The 17,305-nt window shown below is 70.1% G+C and carries 15 protein-coding genes and 2 pseudogenes; 13 read left to right on the top strand and 4 right to left on the bottom strand.

The genetic code is table 11. From position 1 onward, the window contains the following. Positions 1-306 precede the first annotated feature (306 nt). The gene (locus tag ACFTWP_RS40340) at positions 307-525 is read left to right on the top strand and encodes a ubiquitin-like protein Pup (protein WP_380270177.1); all 219 of its coding nucleotides are present in this window, start codon (positions 307-309) and stop codon (positions 523-525) included. 261 nt (positions 526-786) lie between these two features. Here ACFTWP_RS40340 and ACFTWP_RS40345 read toward each other — a convergent pair whose 3' ends face one another. Both ACFTWP_RS40345 and ACFTWP_RS40350 read right to left on the bottom strand, forming a co-directional pair. Continuing rightward, positions 787-1,182: an STAS domain-containing protein gene (locus ACFTWP_RS40345; RefSeq protein WP_380270189.1), complete on the bottom strand. Its 396-nt coding sequence runs from the start codon at positions 1,180-1,182 to the stop codon at positions 787-789. A gap of 39 nt (positions 1,183-1,221) precedes the next feature. Beyond that, the gene (locus ACFTWP_RS40350) at positions 1,222-2,232 is read right to left on the bottom strand and encodes a phosphotransferase family protein (RefSeq protein ID WP_380270178.1); all 1,011 of its coding nucleotides are present in this window, start codon (positions 2,230-2,232) and stop codon (positions 1,222-1,224) included. Between the two features lie 141 nt (positions 2,233-2,373). Between ACFTWP_RS40350 and ACFTWP_RS40355 the strand changes: the two are divergent. Further along, positions 2,374-2,499, top strand: a pseudogene (locus tag ACFTWP_RS40355) (IS982 family transposase); the annotation flags it as partial. A gap of 927 nt (positions 2,500-3,426) precedes the next feature. Beyond that, positions 3,427-4,200 carry a hypothetical protein gene (locus ACFTWP_RS40360; RefSeq protein ID WP_380270179.1) on the top strand — a complete coding sequence of 258 codons (774 nt, stop codon included), beginning with the start codon at positions 3,427-3,429 and terminating at the stop codon, positions 4,198-4,200. On the opposite strand, the gene ACFTWP_RS40365 is transcribed toward ACFTWP_RS40360, so the two are convergent. Next, a complete protein-coding gene (locus ACFTWP_RS40365; RefSeq protein WP_380270180.1) occupies positions 4,113-4,694 on the bottom strand; it encodes a PRC-barrel domain-containing protein in 582 nt (193 codons plus the stop codon). The two genes, ACFTWP_RS40360 and ACFTWP_RS40365, sit on opposite strands and share 88 nt — an antisense overlap. Before the next feature lie 284 nt (positions 4,695-4,978). On the opposite strand from ACFTWP_RS40365, the gene ACFTWP_RS40370 reads away from it, so the two are divergent. The 8 genes and pseudogenes from ACFTWP_RS40370 to ACFTWP_RS40405 all read left to right on the top strand — a co-directional run bounded on the left by ACFTWP_RS40370 (position 4,979) and on the right by ACFTWP_RS40405 (position 12,525). Next, positions 4,979-5,188, top strand: coding sequence for a hypothetical protein (locus tag ACFTWP_RS40370; RefSeq protein ID WP_380270181.1), 210 nt, complete (start codon positions 4,979-4,981; stop codon positions 5,186-5,188). A 1,390-nt stretch (positions 5,189-6,578) separates the two neighbouring features. After that, positions 6,579-6,938 carry an extracellular solute-binding protein gene (locus ACFTWP_RS40375; protein WP_380270182.1) on the top strand — a complete coding sequence of 120 codons (360 nt, stop codon included), beginning with the start codon at positions 6,579-6,581 and terminating at the stop codon, positions 6,936-6,938. A 122-nt stretch (positions 6,939-7,060) separates the two neighbouring features. After that, positions 7,061-7,453, top strand: a pseudogene (locus ACFTWP_RS40380) (SIS domain-containing protein); the annotation flags it as partial. Positions 7,454-7,458: 5 nt separating this feature from the next. Beyond that, positions 7,459-8,409, top strand: a complete 951-nt coding sequence (locus ACFTWP_RS40385; protein ID WP_380270183.1) for an ROK family protein — start codon at positions 7,459-7,461, stop codon at positions 8,407-8,409. Continuing rightward, positions 8,406-9,341, top strand: coding sequence for a 1-phosphofructokinase family hexose kinase (locus tag ACFTWP_RS40390; RefSeq protein WP_380270184.1), 936 nt, complete (start codon positions 8,406-8,408; stop codon positions 9,339-9,341). The genes ACFTWP_RS40385 and ACFTWP_RS40390 overlap by 4 nt, the downstream gene beginning before the upstream one ends. A 29-nt stretch (positions 9,342-9,370) precedes the next feature. Beyond that, the gene (locus tag ACFTWP_RS40395) at positions 9,371-10,252 is read left to right on the top strand and encodes a ketose-bisphosphate aldolase (protein ID WP_380270185.1); all 882 of its coding nucleotides are present in this window, start codon (positions 9,371-9,373) and stop codon (positions 10,250-10,252) included. Positions 10,253-10,336: 84 nt separating this feature from the next. Beyond that, positions 10,337-11,017 carry a histidine phosphatase family protein gene (locus ACFTWP_RS40400; RefSeq protein ID WP_380270186.1) on the top strand — a complete coding sequence of 227 codons (681 nt, stop codon included), beginning with the start codon at positions 10,337-10,339 and terminating at the stop codon, positions 11,015-11,017. Between the two features lie 494 nt (positions 11,018-11,511). Beyond that, on the top strand, positions 11,512-12,525 hold the full coding sequence (locus tag ACFTWP_RS40405; RefSeq protein ID WP_380270190.1) for a tyrosine-type recombinase/integrase: 1,014 nt from the start codon (positions 11,512-11,514) through the stop codon (positions 12,523-12,525). Between the two features lie 732 nt (positions 12,526-13,257). Here the strand turns inward: ACFTWP_RS40405 and ACFTWP_RS40410 are convergent. Then, positions 13,258-13,635, bottom strand: coding sequence for a hypothetical protein (locus ACFTWP_RS40410; protein ID WP_380270187.1), 378 nt, complete (start codon positions 13,633-13,635; stop codon positions 13,258-13,260). 1,195 nt (positions 13,636-14,830) lie between these two features. On the opposite strand from ACFTWP_RS40410, the gene ACFTWP_RS40415 reads away from it, so the two are divergent. Together ACFTWP_RS40415 and ACFTWP_RS40420 are read left to right on the top strand one after the other, a co-directional pair. Further along, complete coding sequence (locus ACFTWP_RS40415) at positions 14,831-15,115, top strand: MarR family transcriptional regulator (protein WP_380270191.1); 285 nt, start codon at positions 14,831-14,833, stop codon at positions 15,113-15,115. Positions 15,116-16,310: 1,195 nt separating this feature from the next. Then, the coding region (locus ACFTWP_RS40420) for an MFS transporter (protein WP_380270188.1) at positions 16,311-17,305 on the top strand (995 nt) is incomplete at its 3' end.

A 17,305-nucleotide genomic window follows, 5' to 3' on the forward strand; every position in this document is an offset into this window, starting at 1 on the left:
GCGGATCGTCTTCATCCGCACGCTCGTCACCGGCAAGCAGGGTGCCGAGTCCGGCCGCTCCATCGACACCGTGGCCAACACGGGGCAGTACCTCTGACCAGGTCCCTCCCCGTTCCGCCGACCCCGTCCGGCTGTGGCGCCTCGCGGCCCCGCAGCCGGACGGCGGCTCTCAGCTCCAGCCTTGCGACGCGGAACAGCACCGACGGCAACGACGCCTCCCCTACAGGCCCCGGTCCCGTGCACGGCATCGAGTGGGCGAGGACCGGGAACACCAGTCATACCGAACGAATGAGCGAGGTCAGGGATATGACGAACAAAGACACCGAAGGTGGCCAGCAGCGGGCGAACCGCACCTCCCAGGAAGTCGACGCACAGGCTGCCGAAGCACAGAACTCCCAGGAGCTCCAGGAACGCCAGGAGAAGCTGAGCGACGACGTCGAGTCGGTCCTGGACGAGATCGACGAGGTCCTTGAGGCGAACGCCGAGGAATTCGTACAGCAGTACGTCCAGAAGGGCGGCCAGTAGCGGCCCGGGCCCAGTCGGGCGATCGGCCCGCCCCCGGCCACCCGGGGCACTCCAGGTGGTGCGCGCCGCACCCATGGCCCGCGGCGCGCACCACCTCACGTCGCGGTGCAGCGAGCAATGAGCTCAGCCCATGTCTGCCCGGCGCCGCGGCCGGCCTCCTGCCGGCCGCGAGGCACGCGCGGACCCGCCTAATCGTGGTTGGGCGCGCGGTTGGACGCCGACCCCGGTCCCGCAGCAGTGGCCTCTCCCTCCATCAGCGGTTCAGCCGGCGCCGGTGCGTGGTGCGGGGGCGGGAACCTCGGAATCGATAGGGAATACCTGGTCGGCGCCGGTGATCTCCAGCACCCGGGCCACGATGTGGGTCGGGCGGGCCAGGTGGACCGCCGTTCTCTGGCGTTCGGCGTAGATGCGGCTCTGCAAGAGGGTGCTGAGGCCGGTGGAGTCGCAGAACGTGACGCCTGCGAGGTCGACCACCAACCTCGGCGGAGCCGGCCGAGCAGCCAGGGCACGGTGCGCAGGAGCGGGGCGCTGTCGTAGTCGAGTTCGCCGACGGCTTCGACGACCGGGCCGACGAGACTGTCCCGGACGGTGGCGGTGAACCAGCCGACGGCACTGTCCGTCATCGCTGGACCCCCTGGTGGATGCATGTACAGGAATACCGTACGTGTCCGCGCTAGATAATCGATTCCAAGGGGTTCAGCGATTGCCTTCGGGCAAAATGGCAAGCACTTGCAGGAGGTTGTACTCGACGATCCCCATCATAAAGTCGCGGTCGGGGAAGTCGCCGTCGAGCAGTCGCAGCGGTCCGGCGATCAGCGACAGACGCATCGCCAGCATGTAGAAGGCCAGGCGCTGCTCGTCGAGTCCGGCCCTGTTGAGCCACGGGTAGTGCTCGCCGAAACGGATGCGCAGGAACACGTGCTCCCACTCGACGTCGAAGAACATCAGGCCCTCGATGTCGATGAGAACCGGCTGCCCGTGCCGGTCCACCAGCACGTGGTCCGGTCCGAGCTCCCCATGGATGAGCCCGTACTCCGAGCGCGGACGCACAGCGCCGGCAAAGCCGCGCAACACGTCCTCGACGTGGTCACGGACACCTGCGATCCGCATGTCGCGCGAGGAAGCTCCGGCCAGGTCTTCGAGCGCGCGGTCGAGGACCACCTGCTCGCACGAGCGGCCATGGGAGACGCCGCCGTTGTCGATCAGAGCGACTTTGCCGAAGCCCGGCGCGGTGTGCCGTTGCATCAGGTCGAGTGCCTCGGCGAGTCGCGCCAGGGTGGTCTCCACGCTGCGCAGGTTCTGTTCGAGCAGTGTCTTTAGGTTCTCGCCGGGGACGTCCTCGACCACCGCGATGTCCGCCGGATAGTGGCTCCTGCTCCGGTCGGCCAGATGGATCCGGGGCGTGCGGATCCCCAGGGTGCTCAGGTGCCGGTGAGCGGCCTGGAACAGTTCGATCCCAGAGGCGTGCGAAAACGGGTCCGCATGGTCCTCGGCGTCGGCGGCATTCGCCGTTGGCCAGTAGTTCTCGGCATCGTCCCAGATGTAGACGATCGCGGTGGAATCATCGTCGAAAATGAGGCGGTACACGCCCTTCTTGGTGCCGCCTCGGAGCCGTGACACGCCGACGAGTCGATGCCGGGCTCCCAACGCCGCCCGCGCGACCCCTGCCAGATGATCACGTCCGACAACCCTGCGTGCCACGTCCATAACCTGCCTCCCCCATGTATCGGCTGCGCAGCCTCTCTGCCGAGGAGGACGAAGAAACGGACCCTCGGGCGCGCCACCGCATAAGCGGCCGATTTTAGACGATGCCTGCGCGCATAGGAGAAGGGAGTCCAACGTCGTTGTGTGAAAACAGACTTGGACTCCCTCGCCACCGCACTCTATGTAAAGACCGACGACCTGCTGAAGACTTCGCCACAGTTCACTCCGTGGCGGCCGGCCGTTGGCATTGCGCCGCAGCTCAGCGACGCGTAGCTGGTGACGCTGGCGATGATGCAGGCGATGCTCGGCTTCACCCCGCCATCTGGCACAACGACCACACCGGCCAGCCGATCATGCGCGCTCTCACCGCCTACGACCACTAAACCCCTTGGAATCGATCATCTAGGCCTGCCTACCGGCTGTCGGAGCGCTGCGGGGTCCGCCGAACGGGTGGGTGAACGGCGGCGCAGCGGGGTGGTGGGGCGGCGGGGAGCAGGCAGGTGTCGGCGTGTCTGAGCGTCGTAGCCGTGCCCTGGCCCTGGGTCTGCCCATCGAAGCGGTCGGGCAACGGGCCGCATCGCATACCGCAGGTGGCGCGGCGCGGCCGGTGCGTTCTGCGCGGCCCCGTACGGCGTCGCCGGTCGGTGGCGCCGTCGAGCGCTGGGGAGGGGGCGTCCCGGGGGCCCTGGAGGCTACTGTGCGGTTGTGCGCAGGCGTGAGGTGCGCGAGGGCGAGGGTGGACGCAGCGCCTGGTCGAACGTCGGGGCGGCCGGTGTGTACGTCCGGCCGCCCCGAGGTCGACCCGCCTGCGCGGGGCCGGTCCAGGAACGTGGGGGTGTACGTTCCGGGCCGGTGCGCGGACGGGGCCGTGCGGGCGCCCCGATGGAGGCGCTCGTCGAGGTCAACGAGCGGCGGCGGCAGAGGGCACGGCCGAGTGCCGGCCCGGTGGCCACGGACGCAAAGGGCTCCCTACGACACCACCCGCCGGGAGCCCGGTCACTGGATGACGACCTGGCGCAAGGGCTACTGGGAGCACCGCTGAACGACCCGGACCACCCGGTGACCACGCACGACCTGGGGCTCCCGCACCCGCCGAGGGAGCCGGAGCCCCGAACCAACCCTCCCCCACCCTGAACGAGTCCTCGGGACACCCTCGCCCTGCCCCGTGAAACCGGCACGGAAGGCAGGCCGAGCAGCATGACCACCACCGCGACACCCGCAGCCCCCAAGCACGACACCCGAGCACCCGCACCCCCGCAGCAGCGCCCGGCACCGGACACGAACGCACGAGGGCAGCCGGCGGGAGTACTGGGAAGCCACGTTCAGCGGCTCGCCCGAGGCGGTCGCGCTGATCCGCGCCGCAGCCCGCGCCTTCTTCGAACGGGTCCGCCCGGGGCACCCGCGCGAGGAGGAGGACCTACTGCTGGTCGTCTCCGAACTCGTCACCAACGCGGTTCGCCACACCCACGGACCGGCACGATCACCGCCACCGCCCTCGACGACGAACTCGACATCGCCGTCACCGACACCAGCCGCACCCCGCCCCGCCTGCCCGACCCGCCGTCCAACGCGGAGCCGCCGCTCGCCGAGCTCGGCCTTGTCCCGCTCCGCCTCCAGGCCGAGCCTCCCTCCCAGCGCACGCCGGTCTCCGGTGCCGAGATCCCGGCGGTCGGGTGGGAGACCACCGTCTCGCCGATCGGCCGAGTCCTGCTGGTCAACAACCAGCCGGTCAAGTTCACCGAATTCGCCGCCCTGTGGGCCGTCCACGACGTGGCGTTCCGCCGCGACGACCGCAAACGCCTCAACCACCCCGCATTCGGCCTGATCGAGGTCAACTGCCTCAACCTATTTCAGCGAGGACGGTCGGCAGCGACTGCTCTGGTTCATCCCGCCGTCGGCACCGACAGCGCCGACCTCCTCGACCTGCTCGCCGTCCTCGGCACCCAGGAGGTCACCGGCCCGTCACTCTGACGACCACGGGCGGACCGGGCAGACCGGACGGACCAGGAACGGGAGGCCCCGGCGCCCGCGGACCGGTCTCCGGACGTGATCCGGGACGGATGCGGGCCGCCACCGTGTCGGTGGCGGCCCGCATCCGGGGGCCGGGTCGACACCGGGCCGCCGTAGTAGGGGCCGTAGTAGCCGGCGTAGGCGTCCTTGTAGACGCCGTCGGCAACGTCGTCCTTCTCGGGGTCGTACTCGGGGCCGCTCTTGATCTCGTCCTTGGTGCGGTCGACATGGACCGTCTTGCCGTCCTGGCCGATCTGGACGACGGGGAACAGGACGTGCTTGCCGAAGATCCACGGTCCGGTGTCGACCATCAGGTACCGGGGGCCGGCCTCCTCGGACAGCCTGTCGACCTCTCCGACGTGACCGTCGGTGGCCTCGACACGGAAGCCGACCAGCTCGGTGTTGGAGACATGGCCGGACGTGCTGCGGAACTCCCAGATCTCGATACCGCTCATGGCGTCTCCTCCGCCCTGCGCTGACGCGCGGGCTGGTCTCGTCGCGACGCGCTCTCAGTCCTGCGACTGCCCCGGTACCGGTAGGTCACACCTGCGGTCGCTTCGCCCAGCGCCGGGCGGCGGCGCCCCACTGCGGACGAAGCGATGGTGGAAGGCGCTTGGGCGGGCCTGCACGCGGACGCGGCGGGACCCGAACCCCCGGGGCGTGTGATCGGCATCATTGCGGGGTATACGTACTATCCCGGGCCGAGGCAGGAGTGGGCCGGCGCGTGCAGGTGGAGCAGGTGAGCGCGATGGTTCAGACCCAGCACAAGCCAACCGACGTCATGACGTGCGGCGAGTGCCGACGGCTGACGGACTGGAACCCGGTCGGGTTCTGCAGCTGGACCTGCTACGAGGCCCGGCCACGTGACCCCGCGAGCACACCGCCGGCCCACTCCTACTTCTTCGGGCTCGGGTCACCCACTGCGCTGGCCCACCCCCGAAACCCCTGAGCGGTCCCGCCCGCCCCGTGGACACCTGAGGCTGCCGTGCTCCGGGGCGACGGCCGACCCAAGGGCGCCCGAGCAGCGCAGGGGCACCCCGCGAGGAGCGTTTTGTCCCGGGGACGAACCATTCGAGGAGCCTCACGACTGATGACAGCGTCATCGGCGTGGGCCCCACGGGCCGATCATGGAAGGACCGGGCCACACCGGCGTCGTCCGCCGGCCGCTCCCCCTCCCACACAGCAAGGTCCGATCTGGCCACCCGCGAGGTCGTCGGGTATGCGATGGCCGAGCACCACCGCGCCGAGCTGCCGGTGGCCGCGTTGCGGATGACGGCCGACCGCAGCGACCTGGAGCGCGGCTGCATACCGATCAGGGTCGTGACTGCTGCGACAGGGTTGGTGTCCGTGCAAAGGAGGGAGCGCGCGCGGTCGGAGCGGGTGCACCACTGCTCGACGGTGCCTGTTACGGAGGCGGGCAGCAGGGCACCCGTGATCCACTCCGCGCGGATGTCGAGAGCGATCACCGCGCTGCGCGTCGGGGGTGACGCCGACGGGTGTCCGGGGCGGCGACGGGTGGGCGAGCAGGCGAAGGCGGCATGCCCTGTGCGGGCTTGAGCCGCCGGGCCATTCGCCCCGCCGGGCGGCGACTGTTCGGCGCCGGGCAGATGCGGTGGGCGCGTGCGACCTGCGGGCGCGTGCGCGGGGTCATGGGTGGTGGCACGGTGGTTCTGATCAGCCGTCACAACGGCCTCCCGTTGCATTGCCGGATTCGTCGTCCGACCGCGGGTGCCCCGAACGGCCGGAGCGGCCGCATGGCCATGGTGCTGGTCGTCCTTGCATCAGTTACTGCTCTATCTTTGATGCATTATGCTCAATGCAGGAGCTGCAGTTGCAAGAATGAGCAAATAATCAAGCCTTTCAGGCTGTATGTCCGATTTGCCATGCTGCTGCCGCAACGATTCGATAACCGAGCTGGAGATCGCCGCCGAAAGGCGTTAAGACTTGCGCTCACCACGGGACGACGCCCCACAACGGCAAGCCGGCCGGACAACACGACTCTGTGCCCTCCGTTCGCTGCACCCCGGATCCATCTCATCTCCGACGAGTCCGTCGTCCCCACTCATCCCCCGGACCGAGCAACCACGGTCCGCACACAAAGGCGAAATGTCATGAGCAACGTCTGCTGCGCCTCTCGGCCATCGGTGCAACCGGCGCCGTCGCGTTCTCGGCGTGCTCCTCCGGCGGCTCCGGCTCCCCGGCCACCGGTCCCTCGAAGACCACGATCAGGCTCGTGGCCGCCGACTACGGCGACAAGGAGTCCAACAGCTCCAAGGCCAACTAGGACGCCGTCGCCTCCGCGTTCACCGCGGCCAACCCCACCAACGGTCGATGTCCAGGTGATCAACCGGAACGACATCGACAAGCAGGTCAAGACGATGGTCCAGTCCGGCAACTACCCGGATGTGCTGCCGACCGGCGGCTACGCCGACAAGGTCGCCGACGACCTGCTGTACAGGGCGACTGACGTTCTGTCACCCACGGCGCAGTCCAACTTCATCGACACCTTCTCCAAGGCCGGCCAGGTCAAGGGCACCCAGTACGGCATCCCGTTCGTGTCCTCGGCGCGCGCCTTCTCCTACCACAAGGCCCCTTTCGCGCAGGCCGGCCTCACCGACGCCCCGAAGGCCTGGGACGAGGTCAGGAAGGACGCCCAGCTGATCAAGGCGAAGGGCCCGGCGTCGTCCTCTTCGACCTGATCGAAGGCAAGGTCGTCTCCGGCCTCACCGCCGGATCCGTCAAGTAACACCCTCGCCCTTCGATCCGCCGCAGGCCGACAAGCCGGCATCGCGGCAGTCTCACCCACCATCCTGGAGAATCCGTGTTCCACCTGGAAGCCGAGACCGCGAGCCAGCCCGAGTGCTGGGAACGCGCCGTCGCCATGGCCCGCGGCCACGCCGGCAGCCTGCCCGCGGCCGGCGAGCGCGTCGCCGTGATCGGCTGTGGCACCTCCCTTCACCTGGCCCAGGCCTCTGCCGGCCAGCGCGAAGGAAGCGGCCACGGCGAGACAGACGCGTTCGCGGCCTCCGAATTCCCCTCCGGCCGCCGCTACGACCGGATCGTCGCGCTGACCCGGTCCGGCACCACGACCGAAGTCCTCGACCTGCTGTCCGCCCTGCGCGGCACAACTCACACCATCGCCATCACCGCGGACCCCCTCACCCCGGTCATCACCGTCGCCGACCACACCATCAGCCGCTCCGTCGTGCTGACCGCCGCATGAGCGCCGCAGCCCCCGGGGTCATCGCCATCGACGTCGGCGGCACCGGCATCAAGGCCGCCCTCCTTGACACCCACTCAGACGTCCACGACCAGACCTGGCGACCCACCGCACGCGCGCGCGGCCCCGAAGCCGTCGTCCGGACCATCACCAACCTGGCAACCGAACTGGCCAGGACCGCCCGCCGCACCGGATCACCCGCCCGCGCCATCGGCCTCGCGCTCCCCGGCATCGTCGACGAAGCCGCCGGAACCGCCCTGTACTCCGCCACCATCGGCTGGCGCGACGTCCCCTTCCGGGAACTCGTCGCCCGAGCCACCGGCCTGCCCGTCGCCATCACCCACGACGTCCGGGCCGGCGGCATCGCCGAAGCCCGCCTGGGCGCCGGCCGCGGACACCGCAGATTCCTCTTCGTACCCATCGGCACCAGCATCGCCGCCGCCATCATGACCGACGCCAGCCCCGAACCCGGCGCCCACCACCGAGCCGGCGAGATAGGCCACCTCACCATCCGTCCCAACGGCGACCACTGCGCCTGCGGAGGCCGCGGCTGCGCCGAGGCCTACGCCTCGGGCGCCGCGATCGCCCGCCGCTACACCTTGGCCACCGGACGCTCCGCCGACGCGGCCGAGGTCGCCTCCCGCGCCGCCGCCGGCGAAGGAGCCGCTCGCCGCGTCTGGGAGCAGGCCGTCGAGGCACTCGCCGACATGCTGCTCCAGACAGTGACGGTGCTTGATCCTCCGCTCATCGTGTTGGGCGGAGGAGTCGCCGAGTCCGGTGCGCTCCTCCTGTCACCCCTACGGGCCGCGCTGGCCTCCAAGGCCGTCGTCCCCGTCCCTTCCGCGCTTGTCCAGGCCGAACTCGGCCACCTGGCAGGTTGCCTCGGAGCAGGCCTGGCCGCGCTCGACCTGATCACCTTCCGAGCCGACCGGAGAGGACGCGTCCGATGATCGTCACCGTCACCGCCAACCCGGCACTGGATGTCACCTACCGCGTGAAGAGCCTCACTCCCCCGCACACCACACACCGTGTCGCCGAGGTGCACGAACAGGCCGGAGGCAAGGGCGTCAACGTCTCCCGGGTCCTGGCCACGCTCGGACGCCGCACCATCGCCGTTCTCCCGCTCGCCGGAACCAACGGCGCTGCCGTCCGGAACGACCTCAGACGCGCAGGCGTCACCCATTGTGTGGTGCCGAGCGGCGCTCCGACCCGACGCACCGTCGCCGGCACCGTCGCCGGCACCGACGACCGCGACTACGACGTGACCGTGCTCAACCAGCCCGGAGCCGCTCCCTATGACGGCTGGTGGCACACCCTCACCGGTGTCGTCGACGGACTGCTATCCGGCGCCCAGGTCCTGGTGATCTCCGGCAGCCTCCCGGTCGGCCTGCCCTCGAACGCCTACCGCGCACTCGTCACCCTGGCCCGCAATCACGGCCTGCCCGTCATCCTCGACTCCGACGGGCCGCCGCTGACCGCAGCACTCGACGCCCGACCCACCCTCGTCAAGCCCGACGCCGCCGAGCTCCTCGCCGTCACCGGACTCACCGACCCACTGGACGCCGCCCGGGCCCTCAGGGACCTCGGGGCCCAGAACGTGATCGCCTCCATGGGACCGGACGGCCTCCTCGCCGTGACATCCGAGGGCACCTGGCGAGCCTTCCTTCCCGACTCCCTGTCCATCCGCGGCAATCCCGCCGGGGCCGGCGACGCTGCCGTCGCTTCTCTCGCCGCCGCCCTCGCCGACGCCACTCCCTGGCCAGAGGCTCTCACCGATGCCGTCGCGCTGTCGGCCGCCACGGTCGCCGCGCCGCGTGCCGGCCGCTTCGACCACGACCTCCACCAGGCTCTCCTGCCCGCAGTCCACATCGAATCCCTCTGACCCCGCCGCCCCACCGATCCCGGAGCACCATGCCCCTCGCCTTCACCAGCGACCTCATCGACCGCGCGGCCGCCGGCGGCACCGCGGTCGCCGCCGTCAACGTCATCACCCTCGAACACATCGAGGCGGTCATCAACGGAGCCGAGGCCGCCAGCCAGCCCGTCATCCTGCAGATCAGCGAGAACGCCGTGAAGTACCGGCTCGGCCGCCTCGCCCCCCTGGCTGCCGCTGCCACCGCCGCGGCCCGCACCGCACGGGTCGAGGTCGCGCTGCACCTCGACCACGTCAAGGACCTCGGCCTGCTTCCGACTGCCCTGGAGTGCGGCATAGGCTCGGTCATGATCGACGCGGCCCACCTTCCCTACGAGCAGAACGTGGAGGTCACCCGCCATGCCGTGAAATGGGCCCACACCCACGGGATCTGGGCCGAAGCGGAACTCGGCGAAGTAGGCGGCAAGGACGGCCGGGGAGCACTCGACGCCCACGCGCCAGGTGCGCGCACCGATCCCGCCGAGGCCGCCCAGTACATCGAGGAGACCCGGATCGACGCCCTCGCCGTCGCCGTCGGCAGCGCGCACGCCATGACCTCCCGCACCGCGACCATCGACCGCGAACTCCTGGGGCGACTGCACGAGACCGTCAGCGTGCCGCTCGTCCTGCACGGCTCCTCCGGCCTCGCGGACGCCGAACTCCTCGCCGCCGTCGCCGGCGGCATCATCAAGGTCAACATCGGCACCGCCCTCAGTATCGCCATGACACACGCCATCCGCACCCACCTCACCAGTGAGCCCCGAGGTGTGGACCCCCGTGGTTACCTCAGCGATGCCCGCACCGCCATGACCGTCGCCACCACGCGTCTCCTCAACACGATCGCAGCCCCCGACCACACCCTGTGGAGCGTGAGTCCATGACCAGCCCGCGCAGCACCACCGTCCCCGGCGTACCGCACCGGTCGGCGCCAGTCACCGACCGCCGGCCGGCAGGGGGAGCCACCGATGGGTGACCTCCTCCTCGTCCGCCACGGCGAGACCGAATGGACCGTCAACCGCCGGCACACCAGCATCACCGACGTGCCGCTGACGCCCCGCGGCGAGCAGCAGGCACTGCAACTCGCCCTACCGCTCCAGGCCCTCGACATCGCCCGCGTTCTGACCAGCCCCCGCATCCGCGCCACCCATACCGCGCAACTGGCGGGTCTGCCGGATCCGCAAACCTGCGACGACCTACGTGAGTGGGACTACGGGGCATACGAGGGCCTGCGTACCGCCGACATCCTCAGGCGACGCCCCGAATGGAGCCTCTGGCGCGACGGCGTACCCCCCGGCAACGACCATCCCGGAGAGCGGCCCGAGGACGTGGGCGCCCGCGCGGACCGCGTCCTCGCTCTCCTGCACCGCTACCTCGACACGGCAGTGGGCACTGTCGTCGTGGTCGGCCACGGGCACTTCCTGCGCGCCCTGGCAGCCCGCCGGCTCGGCCTTCCCACGGCAGCGGGCAGCCTGTTCCGCCTGGACACCGCCACTGTCAGCCGGCTGAGCCTCGAACACGGCAGACCCGTCATCGCCCAGTGGAACCAGAAGTATGGGCAGCTGACAAATGCAGGGCAAGGAGAAGAGGACCAGTGCACCCTGACACTGCCTCGGCAACGTAAAGGACCCGAACCCTGGACATTCTGAGTCGCCGTCAGCGCCAAGCAGTCCTCGCCCCACCTGCCTCGGCGCGCGCGGCGGACGAATCCGATCGCCTGACAGAACGGTGGTAGGCCGCTCAGAGTCGGCCGACCACCGAGGGACTTCCGGTGCCGCCCGCACAGTGCGGGGCACCGGAAGTTCCCGCCTCAGGTCCCGGTGGCGCACGGTAGGACGGCCATGTGCCACCGACATTGCGTCTAGCGGAGCAGGGCGCGATGTGCGGCAGGGCGCGCCGCAGCAGAGCCGAGACCGATTCATGTGCAGCAGCTCCGCACCGCCGACGGCTTGAGTCATCCGCCCGCATGTCCACGAACCACCAATTGAACCGCGGATCCGTGACGACTCCGTTCCGCGCCACGGCTCTGCCGTCGGGCACTGCTCTGGCCGGCGCCCGACTGCTCCTGCCCGGTGGCGTCGTCGACACCGCCCGGGGCGACGCCAGGAGAAGCAATTCCATCATCTGCAGCAAGGGGGAAGCGGTGCCCACCGTCGTGCAGTTGCAGATCGGGAGGGCACTGACCGTCCGGGCGGCGGCCGATCTGTTCCTCGACACGCTCGGCAACACGAACACGGTCCGGAGCTACGGCATCGCCGTCGGGAAGACGGCCGAACGGGTCGGCGAGGGCCGACCGCTGGCGTCGGTCGAGGACGGAGAGATCGGCGAAGCCCTGGAGCTGCTGTGGGGTCCCTCGGCGGTGAACACCTGGAACGCTCGTCGCGGCGCTGTGCTCTCCTGGACAAGCTGGTGTGCCGAACGCGGCTACGACGGGCCGACCGTGCCGGCCTGGGTGAAGCGGATGGCCGTCCCGGAATCGCACACCCCGGTGCACTCGAAGACGGCGATCGACCGCCTGATCGCACGTGGCGACGTTCACCTGCGGGAGAAGACGCTCTGGCGGATGCTCTACGAGACGTGCGCCCGCTCGGAGGAGGTCCTCGACGTCAACGTCGAGGACCTCGACCTGGCCGGTCGCCGCTGCCCGGTGAAGGCGAAGGGCACCCAGTCCAAGGGCCGCCGCGCGGGCCAGACGCGCGAGGACTTCGTACTGGAGTGGGTGTACTGGGACGCCGGTACCGCCCTGCTGCTGCCCCTACTGCTCAAGGACCGCACCCGCGGGCCTGTGTTCGTCACCCATCGCCGTCCCGGACCGGGCAAGGTGGTCAGCCCGCGCGACGTCTGCCCGGACACCGGGCTCGCCCGCCTCTCCTACGGGCAGGCCCGCCCGCTGCTGGACGGTCACACTGCGGTGCAGGGGCCGGGTACGGGCTGGGACCTGCACGAGTACCGCCACTCCGGCCTGACCCACCTTGGCGAGGCCGGAGCCAGCCTGCGGATGTTGATGGCGAAGTCGCGGCACAAACAGATGGAGAACGTCCGCCGCTACGTCAAGCCGTCTCCGGAGGCCATCGCCGAGGACACCGGCCTTCTGCAGCCGGCAACGCCAGGCGCTGAAGGTTGCTCAGCCCACCCCGGAGCCGTAGCCGCTCCGTGACGGTGACTCACCGGAGCGACCGTGACGCCGCACCGTTCGAGAAGTTGCACGACGTCCTCGATATAGGAACGCTGGACCTGCGGATCCTCGGGAGGCCGTCACCACACCAACGCAACACGCCGACGCCCGGAGACGGCAGCACCCGGCGGCCGGGCGCGGCTCGCCCTCGATGGACCGTTGTGGGGGGCAGCCGGTCGGCGAGCGCGGCCAGCATCGGGGCGGTAACACCGGACTGGGGTTGAGGTGTTCGGAAGCGGGGAGCCAGTCGGCGCTGCCGCGAAGGCGTCCAGGACCGGGCCGAACGGCAGGGGTTCAGGCGCAGCGGGTGGACTCACCCGCCTGGTTGCCGCGGCCCGGATGCGCGCCGCCGGTCCGGAGCCCCGGCCTGGCTTCGTCGACGATGTCGCCGTGCTCCCACGCTCGTAGGTGCAGCCCAGATCGCCTTGAACTGGACTCGCTCCTCCTGGTGCGGCCCGAAACTGCTGACAGATCCTCGGTTGTTCACGCAGGTTCGGTCAGAGCCGCTGTCAGGGAGTCGGTCACTCGGCGCGAAAGTCGGTGCATGGTCCCGCGGGTGTCCACGGCCCAGATGGTGTCTGCGGCGCGTTCGCGGCGGGCCATCCGGACGATGGCGGTGCTGCCGTCGGGCAGGGTCACGGAGCGGCCGACCCATAGGGGCCATGCGGTGTCGGAGGCCGAGTTCACGGTCTCATCTCCCTGGGCGGGGGTGGCTCAGACGAGCGGATCGACGGTGTGCGGCGGTACGAGCTTACGAGGAGGCAGCCGGACGATGCGCAGGCCGCCGAGGGTGGTGAGCATCCGGACGGTCAGGTCGGCCTGGGTGTCGTCGACGGAGAAGACCCACCATCCGGGTACCAGGAGGAGGCGGTGGGAGCCGTTCATGGCGGCACGGACGAGGCGTCCGAGGCCGGGCCGGGGGCCGGTGCAGGAAAAGCCGTAGTCGAGGTACAAGGCGGGGGCGGGTACGCCGAGTCGGGCGGCGAAGCTGCGCAGGGCCTCGACGTTGCGGTCCATCACCGAGCAGTTGTGCGGGTAGTAGCGCAGGTAGGCGGCGGGTTGCGGGGTGACTCCGGGGGTAGGAGCAGGCATGTCGGTAGTCCCTCGTTCGGTGGGCAGGGCTCCGGGCTCCGAGCGTCGGCGACCCTGGGTCCGGTGGCGGTTACCACCGGGCCTGTCACAGTGACCGTGTCGTCTCCCGCGGGGCCTTCGAGTGACTGGCGAATGCCCCTGGGGGACGCACTACTTGCAGGGGGCCGATGCACAGACGGCGTTGCGGGCTCTGGGGGCCCGGGCAGGCTTGGACGGCGGCGGCCGGCCGTGGGTCAGGCTGTCCAGGGCGGCTTCGAGCAGGTCGGCGGGGGTGAGTGCCGGGCCCGGCCCAATCCATCGGCGCCGTTCCTCGCAGTTTTCTCCCGGGATCGATACGTGCCAGCCCCGGGCGAGTACTGCTGTGTTTTGGCCGGGATACAGGGACCAGCGCCGCGCGCGTCCGACGGGAACGAGCCACAGGCACGCGCCGGTCACGATGTCCTCGACACAGCTCGGCCGGTGTAGCTCCAGCAACGCCAGTAGTTTCGCGGCCAGTGCGCGGGGGGTCCTGAGGATATCGAAGTCCTGGCCGGCCTCGACCAGGTGCAGCCTGGTGGGATCTTGCGGCAGCCAGTCGGCGTCCCATGACGATCGCGTGGCAGGGATGCCACCTATAAATCCGCGTACGAACATTATTGCCTCCCGGTGGGCGAGATGCGAGGAATCAGGGGCGCACGCCGGGCCGGCTCGTGGGACTGGTGCAGCCTGCCGTGCATTGGGGCCGACGGAAGTTGCGATGGATGCCCGGGCCCGATGCGCGCCGGCGGCGGGTTCGCTCGCACGGGACGCAATATCGAAGTAGCATTTACTTAATTCTCCTTGAATAATCGGCCCATTTGCGGCACTTGTCAAGCACCCCTCGTTCGGCCGGCGCCGCACTCGCCCCTACTCGGCACCGGATGGCGGCGCTCGATTCGGGTCCACCAGATCGTTAAGGCCGCTGGATCCGAGGCTCTTGATAGGAGTTGAGGACGAGCTCATTGTTGAAGTCATATGTAAAGGCGCCTGAGAAACTAGGCTCGGGTGGCTGGAGTCGGAAGGAGTGCTGCGCCGTGAGTGAGTCCGTCCGTACCGATGTGGCCGCGGGCCGTCGCCCGCCGCGGGGCTGTTCGATCTGCCGCCGACGCGGTGCCGGCGGCAGGAGCGAACGAAGGCGCAGACCCAGGACAACCGGGCCCACAATCGCTCGCTCGTCCTGGCAACGCTCTACCGCAGGGGTGCGATGAGTCGCGCGGACCTGTCGCGGGTGTCGGGTCTGACCGCGCCGACGGTCTCCGCGCTGGTCGCCGATCTGGAGGCGGACGGCCTGGTCGCGGACGTCGAGCCCCGCCACGAGGGCGGCAGGCGCAGGGGGAAGCCCTCGATGCCCAGATCTCCGGTCCGCCGGCCGCCTTCGCTGTGTGGCGGCCGGTGCCGGAACTCGGCGGATCACAGAAACCGACAGCGGCCGCCGCTTTCTGGAGGGCGTGCAGGGTGTTGAGACGCAGGTCGGGGGATCATTTTCTCACGGCGGATCCGCTCGAACAGTGCGGTGGTGAGGTCGTCGCCGTGGGGGCTGCGGTTGAGCAGAAAACACTTGGCAGGCGACCACCGGCAGGAGCTTGTCGTCGCCCCGGCCGAGCTGGTAGCCCCCCGGCGAGGACCGCGCGGACGCGGCCGATCTCGCCGTTCACGCGGTCGCGTCCCCAGTCCTAGAACAACCGCACAGCTACCAGCCGCTGCTGGATCGTCGCGTTCGCCAGCCCCACCCCGAGTCGATCGACACCACGTTCGTACCCCGCCGACTGGGCCGTGACATCAACTCACTTACAAAGAGCGCGACATGAGCGCGGTTCGCCGCCAGAGGGTCGATACCCACCCGCTCGCACACGAGCAGGAACTCGGCCAGCCCCTGGGCGTACGCGTCAATCGTGCGAGGCGCCCGTCCGAGGTCCGCCCACACCTGCAACCAGCCCGCTGCCCGCTCATGCCGTCCCAACACGGGCCGCTTCTCCGCCAGCACCACCGTGCCGCTCAACGCATCTCCCCAGTCCGCAGTCACACCGCGGAGACATGATCACCCCGGCCGGATTCCAGGTAACCGTAAAAAGGATCGAGAGGGACGGGTACGGGCGCGCCGGCTTCGATCTTCTCCGCCTGCAGATCCTCCACGCGGGCTGATCGATGTCGCAGTCGGTGACGCTCCACAGCAAATTTCGGGATTCGGTGACGGGCTGTCACCTGGGCTGGGATCGTGGTCGGCTGGGCGATGGTGATCTGCGGACGTTGATGGGAGCGGGTCCCGGCGTTCAATTCCGTTGATCTGAGACGCTTCCACCGGTAGGGGCGAGCACAAGACCGCACTCGCGGCCGCGGTACAGCACGGTCGGCGCCACGCGCAGCCAGAGCTTGGCACTCCCTGTGCGCGCTGGACGGGCGGCTGGTTCGCCTCGAACCCAATAGGTCTAGACCTATATCCAATTAGGCCTAGACCACAAGATCGGATAGTCGGCCGTTGTTCTTGTTCTCATTGCTTCACCCGCCTCTGATACGTCCGGTGCCAACCCTAGAGTTCGGGGCACCCCCTTTCCCCCGTCCTCGGAGGACACAGTGCTGCTCGCGCGTTCAAGCAGGCGCCCCCGCCGTCCCCTCACCGCCACCGCCGCCGACATCACCGGCATCTGGAACTGACGGCCGTGTACCTCGCGGATCGCCGCGGCACCACTGCGCCGGCCTCCGCCGCCACCGCTCCGGGCACCAGCCCGGGGCGGCGGGCGGCCGCCGTCCCCGGTACGGTGCTCGCCCTGGGGGCGGTGAGCCTGATCACCGACGTCTCGTCGGAGATGGTCAGCGCCGTTCTGCCCCTCTACCTGCTCACCGGGCTCGGCCTGTCCCCGCTCGGCTTCGGCGTCCTGGACGGACTCAACAACGGCGTCGGCGCCCTGGTCAGGCTCGCCGGCGGCCACCTCGCCGACCGCGGGCGCAGCGGCCACAAGACCGTCGCCGCCATCGGCTACGGCCTCTCCGCCCTGTGCAAGCCGCTGCTGCTGCTCGCCCACACCGTTCCGATGATCGGCGCCGTCATCGCCGTCGACCGCACCGGCAAGGGCCTGCGCACCGCGCCCCGGGACGCGATGATCTCGCTCGCCACCGAGCCCGAGCACCGCGGCCGGGCGTTCGGCGTGCACCGCGCGATGGACACCGCGGGCGCCCTGCTCGGCCCGCTGGTCGCGTTCGCGGTGCTGCGGCTGGCCGGCGGTCCGCTGCTCGCCGACGGCGGCGGGGGAGCCTACGACGCCGTGTTCGCGGTCAGCGGCTGCATCGCGGCGCTCGGCGTCCTGGTGCTGCTGCTCTTCGTACCGGGCCGGCTGGGAAGGACGACGCCGTCGGGGCCCCCGGCCTCGCTGCGCGCCGGGATCGCCCTGCTGCGGCTGCCCGAGCTGCGGCGGCTGACGATCTGCGCGGTGCTGCTCGGGCTGACCACGGTGAGCGACTCCTTCCTCTTCCTGCTGCTGCAGCGCCGGCTCGGCCTCTCCGCCCAGCTGTTCCCGCTGCTGCCGCTCGGCACCGCCGCCGCCTTCCTGCTGCTGGCCGTGCCGCTCGGCGCCCTGGCCGACCGGATCGGCCGGCGCCGGCTCTTCCTGGCCGGCCACGGCCTGCTGCTGCTGGCGTACGGGCTGCTGCTCGGCCC

The organism is Kitasatospora sp. NPDC057015, from assembly GCF_042673745.1.
Classification (GTDB): domain Bacteria; phylum Actinomycetota; class Actinomycetes; order Streptomycetales; family Streptomycetaceae; genus Kitasatospora.

Coding starts and splice junctions, on each gene's coding strand:
- ACFTWP_RS40340 (WP_380270177.1), top strand. CDS start 307: ATGACGAACAAAGACACCGAAGGTGGCCAGCAGCGGGCGAACCGCACC.
- ACFTWP_RS40350 (WP_380270178.1), bottom strand. CDS start 2,232: ATGGACGTGGCACGCAGGGTTGTCGGACGTGATCATCTGGCAGGGGTC.
- ACFTWP_RS40360 (WP_380270179.1), top strand. CDS start 3,427: ATGACCACCACCGCGACACCCGCAGCCCCCAAGCACGACACCCGAGCA.
- ACFTWP_RS40365 (WP_380270180.1), bottom strand. CDS start 4,694: ATGAGCGGTATCGAGATCTGGGAGTTCCGCAGCACGTCCGGCCATGTC.
- ACFTWP_RS40385 (WP_380270183.1), top strand. CDS start 7,459: ATGAGCGCCGCAGCCCCCGGGGTCATCGCCATCGACGTCGGCGGCACC.
- ACFTWP_RS40390 (WP_380270184.1), top strand. CDS start 8,406: ATGATCGTCACCGTCACCGCCAACCCGGCACTGGATGTCACCTACCGC.
- ACFTWP_RS40395 (WP_380270185.1), top strand. CDS start 9,371: ATGCCCCTCGCCTTCACCAGCGACCTCATCGACCGCGCGGCCGCCGGC.
- ACFTWP_RS40400 (WP_380270186.1), top strand. CDS start 10,337: ATGGGTGACCTCCTCCTCGTCCGCCACGGCGAGACCGAATGGACCGTC.
- ACFTWP_RS40410 (WP_380270187.1), bottom strand. CDS start 13,635: ATGCCTGCTCCTACCCCCGGAGTCACCCCGCAACCCGCCGCCTACCTG.